Here is an 11,974-nt window from a genome sequence, read left to right as displayed (position 1 = left end):
TTTTGCTCGGGTTATTTAGTCAAAATTTACGCGTTCGCTTTCAACCACGAGCGGCATGTTGCGAATTTTGGTATGAACAGAGCCCAGATACTCTCCCAGCATTCCCAAGAACAGGATCTGGACCGAGCTGAAGAAGAACAATGAGATAAGCAGCGGCGCGATACCTACCTGAAAGGAGTTCCAGAATACAAGCTTCGCAATCAGGAAGCCAAATGCAGCCAGCAGGCTTAGGCCCGCGAGCAGTGCTCCCCCCATTACCATCAGCCGCAACGGCACTTTGGAATGGTTGGTAATTCCCAGCATGGCAATGTCATACAAGGTATAAAAGTTGTTGCTGGTGATGCCGCGCAGGCGTCGAGGTTGTTTGAACGGCACGGTGGCTATCGGGAACCCAATCTCACACAGCAGACCACGGAAGTACGGATACGGGTCATCTATCTTCTTGAGTATGTCCAGCACCGCCCGATCAAACAGGCCTGCACCTGTTGCGTTCTGCACCAGCGGAACTTCGGAGATGCGGGTGACGAAGCGGTAATAGGCGCGGCGCGCGATGAACATCAGACGCGACTCTTCGCTCTCTGGCTTAACCGCCATCACGGTCTTGAAGCCCTCTTCCCACTTCTTCACGAACTCTTCGATCATCTCGGGCGGATCTTGCAGGTCCGAAGCAATCAGCACGGCAGCGTCGCCCCGAGCCTGGAGCAGGGCGTAATAAGGAGAACGGATGTGACCGAAATTTCGGGCGTTCAGGATCAATTTGACCCGGTTGTCCTGCGCAGCCAGTGCTCGCAACTTGACGATGCTGCTATCGGTCGAGCAGTTATCAATGAAGATATGTTCGTAATCGTAGTCAAGGCGCGACATCACCTCGACGATGCGCTGGTACAGCTCATCAATATTGGCTTCTTCGTTGTAGCAAGGGGTCACTATGCTGATGAGCTTACGCATAATTGAAAACATACCTGTTATTAATGACGAATGAGAGTAAAGCCATGGGCACGATCAGAGCGATGCCGGCTAAGTAGGGGTTTACGCCCAGCAACTTCAGCACAGCAATCCCGGCTACGTTGGCTGCGTAGACAACGGCATAGCCGGCCACGAAACGAAAGATGAGTTTATTGTTCTTCGAACCGAACACCAGGGCGCCAGTGCTCTTGAAGTTGAACAATACGCCCAGAATGGTGGCGAGCAGCAACGCCATGCTGTAATGCAGACCGAGGTAAAGGAAGCCGGCAAAACAACCGTAGCCGAACGCCGCGTTCAACATCCCCACCAACGCAAACCGGACCAGTTTTATCTTGAGAAGCGCGTGAAGCCGTGGCCATGCTTTTTCAGTCTCTTGCATGCAGCGCCTGCCTGATTTCGCGCAACACGCCGCTCAGCGACGAATCGCCGGGAACATAGCCGAACAACTGCTCTGCCCTGCGATTGTGCGAATAGTAATGAGCCTTGGGTCCCGTAGCATTCACTCGGGCCTGTTCACCGGCGACCGTAAACTTCAGACCGAACTCCTCGCTCACCGCTGCCAGCAGTTCGAACTTGCTCACCGGCGCAAGGCTGTAGCAGTCCACTGCATCGTTACCCGGAGGTGCCTGCAAAACACGGCCGATCAACTGCATGAAGTCTGCAGGCGTGAGGTAATCCCGAAGCATGTCATCCGGCGCGACTTCTAGCACGGTGCCCGTATGCAGGGACCGCAGGATGTCACTCAGGAAGAACCTCGCTTCGCACGGCTGGCGATGGCTGAAGTAGCTGAAGACTCGCACATCAGTGATGGCCGCTTCCGGCAGCGCGCGGTGGCGACACTCGGCTTGAAACTTGGCCGCGCCATACCAGTGCTGCGGCTGCAGCGCGTTGATAGGAAACACGGCAGCCGAGTCGTCCGTGATCGGCGCCGAGAAGTTGGTGCCGTAGGCGGCGCCGCTGCTCAGGTAGATGTATTTGCAGACAGGGTGGCTACGCAAGTAGGCCAGGGCCAGATTATCGTACTGCTCCGTGACGCTGAAAATCGCCTGGCCCATCTGTACAGCACGGGCCGGATCGCCAACACCGACAAAGTTGATAACTGCATCGAACTCGCAGCTGTCATCGAAAGCGGCGTAGTCGAGAACCGGAAAGCCTTCGCTTGCCGCGATCGTTTGAACGCCTGCGTCTAGGGTAGCGGGCGTACGCACAAACAGCGTGCATCTGTACGCCGTGGATTGAGCGAGACTGGCTATCAGGTCCTTGGCGATGTGGCTGCTGGCTCCAAGGATGGCAACCTTCATTGACCCAGGTCCAGCAACGGCGACTGCTCGTGGATGGGACGGCCGAACTCAAGGCGAGGTCGGCATTCGCGGGCGTCTGGCATTAATACTTCGATAAGCATTGGCTTACCGTTCGCCAGGAACTCAACGACCGCAGACTTGAACGCCTCCAGGTCGATCACGCTCCGCGAATCAATGCCGTAGGCTTCGCCCAAGGCCTTGAATTGCGAGGTATAGCCATCCCAGTACGTCGAGGAGTTACGACCCTCGAAATACATTTCCTGAAAACCGCGCACCATGCCCAACGAGTGGTTGTTCAGTACCACTGTCAGGATAGGCAGCCGCTCACGGGCGATGATGTCCAGCTCCTGAATATTCAGCTGGGCTCCGCCGTCACCGGTAATCACCACAACTGCCTTGTGCCCAGCGATGCAAGCACCTACGGCCGCCGGAATGGCAAAGCCCATCGTGCCGAGACCGCCGGAGTGGTGCATGGCTTGGCCGGGGTTCAGGCGCAACGTGTGCGCGGCCCACATCTGGTTATTGCCTACATCGGCGACGTAATCGAGCGCCCGGCCTTCGGTCAATTCGTTGAGGGCGCCGAACAAAGCGAAAGGGCTGAAACCCAAGTCGGTGTACTCGTCCTTGAACGATTGCTCGAACACCTGCGCCAAACTTGCATGCCAGGACGGCGGCGCGGGCGGGAGCATCGGAGCGTGCGCCATAAAGGAAGCGAACACCGCTTCAAGGTCGGCATGGATCGACTGTTGCGCCTTCACCCTGTTGTCCAGTTGAGCGGCGTCCAGGTCGAACTGCACAATGTGCGCGTGATGCGCGAAGGTTTCGGGCTTGGCGCCGGTTTGGCGTACGTCCATGCGACTTCCGAACACAATCAGCAGGTCGCAATTCTGCACGGCGTAGTTCGCCGCCCTCGTCCCGTAAGCACCGAGCATCCCAATGTAGTGCTCGCTGGCGGGCACCTTCTCGGCGCCCTTCAGGCTCGCAACGTGGGGGATGCCCAGTCTACGGACCTCGCTCAACCATTGGCTGAACTCAGGCGTGTTCACGGCACCACCACCAATCAGGAATAGCGGCTTCTGAGCTTTTTCCAGCAACGCCCAGACGTCCGCATGCGAGTCTTTCTGCGCCGGCGCAACGTCCAACTCACGAGCCCACGCGCTCAGCAATTCCTCAAGCACAGCGTCGTCAACTTCGGCGCGCTGAACATCCATTGGAATGTCGAGCAGGACGGGCCCCGGCCGGCCGGCCCGGGCGGTGGTAATCGCCTTGAGCAGGCAGGGAATCAGTTCATCGACGTGGGTAACCTGGTGAGCGTACTTGGTGATGCTGCTCACCAAAGCAACGCTGTCCAGTTCCTGAAAACCCTGTTGGCGAATAGCCCGCTCACCCTTCAGTTCATGGGTATTGACCTGGCCGGTCAGGAACAGGCAGGGATGGCTGTCCAACCAGCAGTCTGCAATTCCTGTGATCAGGTTAGTGGCGCCCGGGCCGCTTGTGCCCAGTGCCACGCCCATCACTTTATGATTCGTTACGCGTGCGACGGCGGATGCAGCGAAGGCGGCGCCTTGCTCATGGTGCATGGATACCAACTTGGTCTTGCCGAGCAAGTTAATACTGTCCACCAAGTGCGCAATCATTCCACCAATGAGCTCAAAACCATAGAGGACATGAGTGTCCGCCAGAACCTTAGCGACTGCATCCGATGCTTTCATAATTTAGAAACCGATCCCGAAGAACTCTTCCAGTTTTTCACCAACATAGTCGAACTGTTCCTGACCCAGCGACGGTTGCACGCCGAGCCAGAAGGTCTGGTTCATGGTGCGGTCAGTGTTGGTCAGCTCGCCCACTACGCGATGCTCGACGCCATGGAAATACGGCTGGCGCGTCAGGTTGCCTGCGAACAGCAGACGGGTGCCGATCTTGTTCTGATCGAGGAACTTCAGCAGATCCACACGCTTGACGCCGGCAGTCTCTTTGAGAGTCACCGGGAAGCCGAACCAGGAAGGATCGCTATTAGGCGTAGGCTCGGCAATTTCAAGGAAGTCGCTCAGGCTGGACAGACGCTCTTTCAACAGTTTGAAGTTGCGCTTGCGGGTTTCGATGAACTCCGGCGCTCGATCAAGCTGGGCCAGGCCGCAAGCCGCTTGCATGTCGGTGATCTTCAGGTTGTAGCCCAAGTGCGCATACACGTACTTGTGATCATAACCTTGTGGCAGGCTGCCGAACTGCTGCCCGAAACGGTTGCCGCACGTGTCGTCGCAGCCTGGCGCGCAGTAGCAATCGCGGCCCCAGTCACGGAACGATTCCGCGATCATCCGTAGCTGGGCATCATTAGTGAATACCGCGCCGCCCTCACCCATGGTGATGTGGTGAGCAGGGTAGAAGCTGAGTGTCGCGATGTCGCCAAAGGTGCCTACCATCTTGCCGTCGTAAGTCGCGCCCAACGCGTCACAGCAATCTTCGACCAGCCAAAGGTTGTACTTTTCGCATAGCGCCTTCACCTTGCCCAGATTGAACGGGTTTCCCAAGGTGTGAGCGAGCATGATGGCCTTGGTCTTCGGCGTGATGGCCGCTTCGATCAAGTCTGCATTGATGTTGTGGGTGTTCATTTCCACGTCGACGAACACAGGGATCGCGCCGAACTGAACGATCGGGTTGACGGTGGTCGGGAAACCCGCCGCAACCCCAATGACTTCGTCACCCTTCTTGATTGCACGATCACCCAGTTTTGGTGACGTGAGGGTGCTGAACGCCACCAGGTTGGCCGAAGAACCGGAGTTCACGGTCAGCAGGTAGTTCACACCCAGGAACGCAGCCAGTTTCTTCTCGAATTCAGCGTTGAAGCGACCAGTGGTTAGCCAGCCATCCAAAGAGGCCTCAACCATCAGCTGCAGTTCACGCGCGCCGATTACCTTGCCCGAAGGAGGGATGACGGATTCACCCCCGACAAAAGGTTTGGCCGCCAAGGCCGTCTGGGCGTAGCGCTCAACGAGCTGGCTGATTTCCTGACGGAGCATATCGGGGGTCATAGTATTTCCTGCTCAAGCTAATTATCGGTTAGGCGCCAGTGGCATGGCTGCCATGTAGCTGTTTATTTCTTCTACGCAGCTGACATGCATGTCGGCATTCTCCAACCAGGCTCTGTGCCAGTTGACGATGCGAGTCAGCGTCGTTTCCAGGCCCCATGTTGGTTCCCACTTCAAGTGAGCGCGGGCCTTGGAGATGTCCAGTTTCAAATAGCGGGCTTCGTGCGGCTGCGGGTCACTATCAAGCTGCCAGCTAGCGCCAGCTCCCCACGCCTGGACCATGTGATCAAGTATCCATTCGACAGGTTGAGCGTCTTCGTCGCGAGGACCGAAGTTCCAGCCCTGAGCGAATGACTGGCCATGCTCCCATAGGTGCTGGGCGAGAACAAGATAACCGCTGAGCGGCTCAAGTACATGCTGCCAAGGACGGGTGGCCTTCGGATTGCGCACGACAACAGGCTTGCCCTGCTCGACAGCGCGCAGGATGTCCGGTATCAATCGGTCGTCGGCCCAGTCGCCACCGCCGATGACATTGCCAGCGCGCGCTGACGCTAATGCAGCGGAGTGTTCGGTATTGAAGAACGAGTTGCGATAGGCGCTGGTGACCAGCTCCACACAGCCTTTACTGTTGCTGTACGGATCGTGGCCACCCATGGGCTCATTCTCGCGATAGCCCCATTCCCATTCCTGATTCTCGTAACATTTGTCAGTGGTGACATTCACGATGGCGCGCAGGCCGGGGCATTTGCGCGCAGCCTCGAGCACATGAACAGTGCCCATGACGTTGGTAGCGTAGGTTTCAACCGGCTCGCGGTACGACAGCCTGACCAGCGGTTGTGCCGCCATGTGAATCAGGATGTCCGGATTGAAGCCAACCATACTTTCTGTCACGGCCTGCAGATCGCGGATGTCGCCGATCTGCGACTCCATGCCCCGCTCAACCTGCGCTTGCTCGAAGAGTGAAGGCGTGGTCGGCGGCGACAAGGCAAAGCCTTTCACCTGAGCGCCCATGCCCTGCAGCCACAGAGCCAGCCAGCTTCCCTTGAAGCCGGTATGGCCGGTCAGGAAAACTTTTTTGCCTTTCCAGAAATCAGCGGAGACAGCAGCTTTCATAGTCGTTCTCAGTCCCAGAATTTCCAAGGCGCTTCACCGCTCTGCCACAACTTTTCGAGCAGATTTTTATCGTGCAGGGTGTCCATCGGCTGCCAGAAACCAGGATGCTCGAACGCCATCAGTTGGCCCTGCTCGGCGAGGCTCATCAGCGGCCCCTGCTCCCAGACTGTGCTGTCGCCTTCCAAGTAATCCAGCACTTGCGGAGAGAGCACGAAGAAACCGCCATTGATCATGGCGCCGTCACCTTTAGGCTTTTCCTTAAAATTAAGGACCTGGCCTTCGCTGATGTCCAGCGCGCCAAAGCGGCCTGGCGGGAAGGTTGCGGTGAGCGTGGCAGCTTTGCCGTGGCCCTTGTGAAAGGCGACGGCAGCGCTGATGTCCATGCTGCCAACGCCATCGCCGTAGGTGAAGCAAAAAGCCTCATCATCGCGTACGTAATCCGCGACACGGCGCAGGCGACCACCCGTCATCGACGTTTCGCCCGTATCTACCAACGTCACATTCCAGTCTTCAGCACGCTGGTCGTGAACCTTCATGGTGTTCTCGCGCATGTTGAACGTGATGTCCGACGTGTGCAGGAAATAGTTGGCGAAGTATTCCTTGATCATGTAGCCCTTGTAGCCACAGCAGATGATGAAATCATTGATGCCGTGGGAGGAATACATTTTCATGATGTGCCACAGAATCGGCTTGCCACCGATTTCAACCATTGGCTTAGGCCGTGTACCAGTCTCTTCGCTTAAGCGCGTGCCGAGCCCACCTGCCAGAATGACCGCTTTCATAACCGCTCCTTGTTAGTTCGAACTCACGAATGCATCGGAGTAAAAGTGTTTGACAGGTAACCCGGCGCTATGAAGAACTTCACGGGCGGAATGGATCATGCTTTCCGACCCGCAGGCATAAACCACTGCGTGATCAAGTTCGATCCCGTCCTCAAGCAGAGCGGCCTGGACGTAACCAGTACGGCCCTGCCATTGCGCATCTGGCCGTGAGAGCACAGGAATAAATACCGCGTCAAGGCCCTCAAGATTAGGGGCCCAATAAATATCGGTAAGGCTGCGCCCACCCCAATAGATGAAAATCTTCTTGCCCGCCGCCAGGTCCGGATTAGCCTGCAATTGTTCAAGCATCGCCTTGACCGGCGCAATGCCGGTACCGGTCGCGAGAAAAATCAGCGTACTAGCGCTCTTGTCACGCAGACAAAATGTCCCTAGCGGGCCTTCCAAGCGCAAAAGGTCATTGGGCTTGGCGTCACCGAACCAGTAACGTGACATCGAGCCGTGCTCAACTTGCCGGATCTGGAGTTCCAGCTTGCCGTCGCTGCGCTGGGCATTGGCAATTGAATAACTGCGACGCAAGCCGCCCGCCCCGATCACGTCCAGATACTGGCCAGGCAGGTAATGAAGCTTGCTGGCAGGCGGGACCCGTAGAATGACTTCAACCACGTTGTCCGCAAGGTGAGTGATTGTATCAATCCGGCAAGGGAGGGTTTTGACTTCGATATCGCCCAGCGCACCGATATCCTCGGCGTCTATCTCCACATCGGTTATCGCACGGCGGCAGCAGGTCAGAATCATTCCCGCAGCCATCTCGTCGACGGTCAGCGACGCCTCTCCTTTGAGGGCCTCAGTTTCACCGCTGAGCACCATGGCTTTGCACACGCCGCAACGACCAGTGCGACAGCTGTACTCAAGCGTTATGCCAGCAGCTTTTGCGCTGTCCAGCAACGAGGCGCCAGACTCGGAAATGAATGTTTGCCCACTATGGAGCTTTACTGAAACCATGGGGTTACCGGATTCGAAATACTGAAAGGCTGCAGAAGTTAACGTCTGGCAACGCCTGTGAAGAAGACTGAGGGCGACGAACAACAAAAAACAGACGGGCGGAAGATGCTTCAAGACCACCCGCTACGGGCCGGGCCGTGAAGTACTGCGCACGTGTTGACTGCTTCTGAAGTTGCTACGGGGGACGGAGTTTACACGCTGTGTGCCCGCTGTAGTGCAGGATTTTTGCAAGCCCAGTTCTGACGGTGCATGACCCATGGGCGGAAAATCACGCCACCGCGCTTAAGGCTCGCCGACAGGACTGAGCAAGATGGGGGCGAGGCGGATGGCGCCGTTTGCGGTGCGCTTACGTAGTTGGCACAAGCTTTGTTGGGTAAATGCAGTGCTACATGTCGACCTCTTGAGAGCAGTTTTATCTGGCGCCTATCGAGCCTATTGTCTGTTCGGTGTATATTTCCCCGCAAACAATTCGCGCGCGCCCAGCGGTCGCTGCAACGCTGCCGGCTTTTCGCCACCAATATATAACTACCAACGGAGCTCGATCCTCGCATGAAAGCAATTGTTACCGGCATCACTGGTCAAGACGGCGCCTACCTGGCTGAACTGCTGCTTGGCAAGGGCTACACCGTCTACGGCACCTATCGTCGTACCAGTTCTGTCAATTTCTGGCGGATCGAAGAACTGGGCATCCAGAACAATCCAAACCTGCACCTGGTCGAGTACGACCTCACCGACCTGTCGGCCAGCATCCGTCTGCTGCAGACCACCGAAGCCACCGAGGTGTACAACCTCGCTGCGCAGAGCTTCGTGGGCGTTTCCTTTGAACAGCCGATCACCACCGCCGAAATCACCGGCCTTGGCGCTGTCAATCTGCTGGAAGCCATCCGTATCGTTAACCCGAAAGTCCGCTTCTACCAAGCGTCGACTTCCGAGATGTTCGGTAAGGTTCAGGCCATTCCTCAGGTCGAGGACACTCCGTTCTACCCGCGCAGCCCTTATGGCGTTGCCAAGCTGTACGCGCACTGGATGACTATCAACTATCGCGAGTCGTACGGCATTTTTGCGACCAGCGGCATCCTGTTCAACCACGAGTCGCCACTGCGCGGCCGTGAGTTCGTGACGCGCAAAATCACTGACACTGTTGCCAAGATCAAGCTGGGTCTGCAGGACTCGCTGGTACTGGGCAACATGGACGCCAAGCGCGACTGGGGTTTCGCCAAAGAGTACGTCGAAGGCATGTGGCGCATGCTGCAGGCTGATGAGCCGGACACCTTTGTCCTGGCCACCAACCGCACTGAAACCGTTCGTGACTTCGTCGCGATGGCATTCAAGGCTGTCGGTATCACCATCAACTGGAGTGGTGAAGCGGAAGAAGAGAAAGGCACTTGCGCCGACACTGGCAAGGTCCTGGTCTCGGTCAATCCTAAGTTCTACCGTCCGACTGAAGTTGAGCTGTTGATTGGTAACCCGGCCAAGGCCAAGGAAGTCCTGGGCTGGGAGCCGAAGACCAACCTGGAAGAGCTGTGCCGCATGATGGTTGAAGCCGACCTGCGTCGTAACGAGAAAGGGTTTTCGTTCTGATGAGTATGGCCGGCAAGCGCGCGCTGATAACGGGTATTCATGGATTCACGGGGCGCTACATGGCGGCCGAGCTCGTAGCCCAAGGCTGCGAGGTCGTCGGTCTGGGCAGTCATCCGTCCGATGATGCCAATTATCATCAGGCTGACCTTACCGATCTGGTGAGTCTGAGCAAGCTGCTGGCAGAGCTTCAGCCGGACATCGTTGTTCATCTCGCGGCATTGGCCTTTGTCGGACACGGCGCGGCAGATGCGTTCTATCAGGTCAACTTGATCGGTACGCGCAACCTGCTGGAAGCGATTGCCCACTGCGGCAAAGCGCCTGAAAGCGTCTTGATCGCCAGCAGTGCCAATGTTTACGGCAATGCGTCGGAAGGGTTGCTTGACGAGAGCACCACGCCGGCGCCGGCCAACGATTACGCCGTCAGCAAGCTGGCCATGGAATACATGGCCAGTCTGTGGTTCGGGCGGTTGCCGATCATCATCGCGCGTCCGTTCAACTACACCGGCGTGGGGCAGGCGGATAACTTCCTGCTCCCGAAAATCGTCAAGCACTTCCGCGAGAAGGCCGACAAGATCGAGCTGGGCAACCTGGATGTCTGGCGCGACTTCAGCGACGTCCGTGCGCTGGTGTCCGCCTACCGCGGGCTGCTGGAGGCCAAGCCGTTTGGTCAGTACGTGAACGTCAGTTCGGGCAAGACTCACTCGCTCCGCGAAGTGCTCGACATGTGTCGCGCCATCACGGGCCACGACCTCACCGTCGAAGTGAACCCTGCTTTCGTGCGGGCCAACGAGGTCAAGACCTTGTGCGGCGACAACAGCAAGCTGAAGTCTCTGGTCCCAGGCTGGCAGACACCCGAGCTGAGCGAAACGCTTGGCTGGATGCTGGCCGACGCGTAACTCCGCAACATCCAACCCGAAGCGCTGTGAGGCGCTTCGGGTTTTCCTTTATTCTCCGCATCACACATCTCCGCTTTACACGCAAAGCACACCTCGCGAGAACAGCGGACGTTATCGTTTCGTCAGAGAATGCTGATGACCAAAGTTTTGCACTTCTTCAAAACCTACTTCCCGGAAAGCAAGGGTGGTGGCGTCGAGCAAGTCATCTTTCAGCTGGCACAGGGTTGCCAGGCTCACGGTATCCATTCCGAAGTGCTTTCCCTGAGTAAAGAAGGGGCCGCGCGCAACGAGACGGTCGGTAACCATATTGCCCACCGTTCGAAGCAGGACTTGTATGTGGCGTCGACAGGGTTTTCGCTGTCGGGCATTCGCGACTTCAAGGAGTTGGCGAGCGAAGCGGACATCGTGCATTACCACTTCCCGTGGCCGTACATGGACATCGCGCACTTCGCCGCGCAGATCAAAAAGCCGGCGGTGGTGAGTTACCACTCAGACATCATCAAGCAGAAGACGCTGCTCAAGCTGTATGCGCCGTTGATGAACCGCTTCCTGAGCAGCGTGGACCGTATTGTGGTGTCCTCCCCCAACTACGCCGCGAGTAGCGAGGTGCTGACTCGCTTCAAGGACAAGGTAGAGATCATTCCGTTTGGTCTTGACCGAGCCACCTACCCTGCCCCGTCGCCTGCGAAGCTTGCGCACTGGAAACAGCAACTGGGCGAACGCTTCTTTTTGTTCGTCGGTGCGCTGCGTTATTACAAGGGCCTCGATTTCCTGCTGGAAGCTGCGGCGAAGAATCGCTTGCCGGTGGTGATCATGGGCGGCGGGCATCAGGAGCTTGAACTCAAGGCTAAGGCCAATGCGCTTGGGCTCAACAATGTCGTGTTTGTGGGCAGCCTGCCGGATGAGGACAAGAACGCGCTGCTGATGCTGTGTGAGGCGTTTGTCTTTCCGTCACACCAGCGTTCGGAGTCGTTCGGCATCTCGCTGCTGGAAGCGGCGATGTACGGCAAGCCTATGATCTCGTGCGAGATGGGCACGGGGACCACCTTTATTAACATCGCGAACGAGACGGGGCTGGTCGTGGCGCCGCGTGATTCAAATGCGTTGGCGGTAGCGATGGAGACGCTCTGGAATGACAGAGAGCTCGCCAAGCAGATGGGATTGAGAGCGGTGCAGCGGTTTGAGTCGATGTTTACGGCGCCGACGATGGTGAAGGCGTACGCCGATTTGTATCAGGACGTGCTGCGCAAGCGATAGGCATTTTTGTAGGACTGGCTTTAGCCGGGAAAGGGGCATTGTCACGCCGC

11 protein-coding genes are annotated in these 11,974 nt (G+C 57.3%); 3 read left to right on the top strand and 8 right to left on the bottom strand.

Going from position 1 to position 11,974, the window contains the following annotated elements:
- Positions 1-15: 15 nt before the first annotated feature.
- The 8 genes from LT42_RS21780 to LT42_RS21745 are packed head-to-tail and all read right to left on the bottom strand — an operon-like array spanning position 16 to position 8,304.
- Positions 16-948: a glycosyltransferase family 2 protein gene (locus tag LT42_RS21780; RefSeq protein WP_037018086.1), complete on the bottom strand. Its 933-nt coding sequence runs from the start codon at positions 946-948 to the stop codon at positions 16-18.
- A complete protein-coding gene (locus LT42_RS21775; RefSeq protein WP_037018083.1) occupies positions 941-1,345 on the bottom strand; it encodes a GtrA family protein in 405 nt (134 codons plus the stop codon). Before LT42_RS21775 ends, LT42_RS21780 begins: the two co-directional genes overlap by 8 nt.
- On the bottom strand, positions 1,332-2,267 hold the full coding sequence (locus LT42_RS21770; protein ID WP_037018081.1) for an NAD-dependent epimerase/dehydratase family protein: 936 nt from the start codon (positions 2,265-2,267) through the stop codon (positions 1,332-1,334). Before LT42_RS21770 ends, LT42_RS21775 begins: the two co-directional genes overlap by 14 nt.
- Positions 2,264-3,979: a thiamine pyrophosphate-binding protein gene (locus tag LT42_RS21765; RefSeq protein ID WP_037018078.1), complete on the bottom strand. Its 1,716-nt coding sequence runs from the start codon at positions 3,977-3,979 to the stop codon at positions 2,264-2,266. Before LT42_RS21765 ends, LT42_RS21770 begins: the two co-directional genes overlap by 4 nt.
- A gap of 3 nt (positions 3,980-3,982) precedes the next feature.
- The gene (rfbH, locus tag LT42_RS21760) at positions 3,983-5,296 is read right to left on the bottom strand and encodes a lipopolysaccharide biosynthesis protein RfbH (RefSeq protein WP_037018075.1); all 1,314 of its coding nucleotides are present in this window, start codon (positions 5,294-5,296) and stop codon (positions 3,983-3,985) included.
- Between the two features lie 21 nt (positions 5,297-5,317).
- A complete protein-coding gene (gene rfbG, locus LT42_RS21755) occupies positions 5,318-6,406 on the bottom strand; it encodes a CDP-glucose 4,6-dehydratase (RefSeq protein ID WP_037018072.1) in 1,089 nt (362 codons plus the stop codon).
- Between the two features lie 8 nt (positions 6,407-6,414).
- Complete coding sequence (rfbF, locus tag LT42_RS21750; protein ID WP_037018069.1) at positions 6,415-7,188, bottom strand: glucose-1-phosphate cytidylyltransferase; 774 nt, start codon at positions 7,186-7,188, stop codon at positions 6,415-6,417.
- Between the two features lie 12 nt (positions 7,189-7,200).
- Positions 7,201-8,304 (bottom strand): FAD-binding oxidoreductase, encoded by a 1,104-nt coding sequence (locus LT42_RS21745; RefSeq protein ID WP_276209560.1) that lies wholly within the window; start codon positions 8,302-8,304, stop codon positions 7,201-7,203.
- A 435-nt stretch (positions 8,305-8,739) separates the two neighbouring features.
- Between LT42_RS21745 and gmd the strand changes: the two genes are divergently transcribed.
- The 3 genes from gmd to LT42_RS21730 all read left to right on the top strand — a co-directional run bounded on the left by gmd (position 8,740) and on the right by LT42_RS21730 (position 11,924).
- Entirely contained in the window at positions 8,740-9,771 is a 1,032-nt protein-coding gene (gene gmd / locus LT42_RS21740; RefSeq protein WP_037018062.1) for a GDP-mannose 4,6-dehydratase, read from the top strand.
- Positions 9,771-10,667 carry a GDP-mannose 4,6-dehydratase gene (locus tag LT42_RS21735; protein ID WP_037018059.1) on the top strand — a complete coding sequence of 299 codons (897 nt, stop codon included), beginning with the start codon at positions 9,771-9,773 and terminating at the stop codon, positions 10,665-10,667. The genes gmd and LT42_RS21735 overlap by 1 nt, the downstream gene beginning before the upstream one ends.
- A gap of 135 nt (positions 10,668-10,802) precedes the next feature.
- Positions 10,803-11,924 (top strand): glycosyltransferase family 4 protein, encoded by a 1,122-nt coding sequence (locus tag LT42_RS21730; RefSeq protein WP_037018546.1) that lies wholly within the window; start codon positions 10,803-10,805, stop codon positions 11,922-11,924.
- The last annotated feature ends 50 nt before the right edge of the window (positions 11,925-11,974 follow it).

The organism is Pseudomonas lutea (assembly GCF_000759445.1).
GTDB lineage: Bacteria > Pseudomonadota > Gammaproteobacteria > Pseudomonadales > Pseudomonadaceae > Aquipseudomonas > Aquipseudomonas lutea.
The sequence above is the reverse complement of the archived record's forward strand: the minus strand, read 5'-3'. Positions and strand labels throughout refer to the sequence as shown.

Excerpts from the sequence above, each read along its gene's own strand:
- LT42_RS21780 (WP_037018086.1), bottom strand. The coding sequence starts at position 948 with ATGCGTAAGCTCATCAGCATAGTGACCCCTTGCTACAACGAAGAAGCC.
- LT42_RS21775 (WP_037018083.1), bottom strand. The coding sequence starts at position 1,345 with ATGCAAGAGACTGAAAAAGCATGGCCACGGCTTCACGCGCTTCTCAAG.
- LT42_RS21770 (WP_037018081.1), bottom strand. The coding sequence starts at position 2,267 with ATGAAGGTTGCCATCCTTGGAGCCAGCAGCCACATCGCCAAGGACCTG.
- LT42_RS21765 (WP_037018078.1), bottom strand. The coding sequence starts at position 3,979 with ATGAAAGCATCGGATGCAGTCGCTAAGGTTCTGGCGGACACTCATGTC.
- rfbH (WP_037018075.1), bottom strand. The coding sequence starts at position 5,296 with ATGACCCCCGATATGCTCCGTCAGGAAATCAGCCAGCTCGTTGAGCGC.
- rfbG (WP_037018072.1), bottom strand. The coding sequence starts at position 6,406 with ATGAAAGCTGCTGTCTCCGCTGATTTCTGGAAAGGCAAAAAAGTTTTC.
- rfbF (WP_037018069.1), bottom strand. The coding sequence starts at position 7,188 with ATGAAAGCGGTCATTCTGGCAGGTGGGCTCGGCACGCGCTTAAGCGAA.
- gmd (WP_037018062.1), top strand. The coding sequence starts at position 8,740 with ATGAAAGCAATTGTTACCGGCATCACTGGTCAAGACGGCGCCTACCTG.
- LT42_RS21735 (WP_037018059.1), top strand. The coding sequence starts at position 9,771 with ATGAGTATGGCCGGCAAGCGCGCGCTGATAACGGGTATTCATGGATTC.
- LT42_RS21730 (WP_037018546.1), top strand. The coding sequence starts at position 10,803 with ATGACCAAAGTTTTGCACTTCTTCAAAACCTACTTCCCGGAAAGCAAG.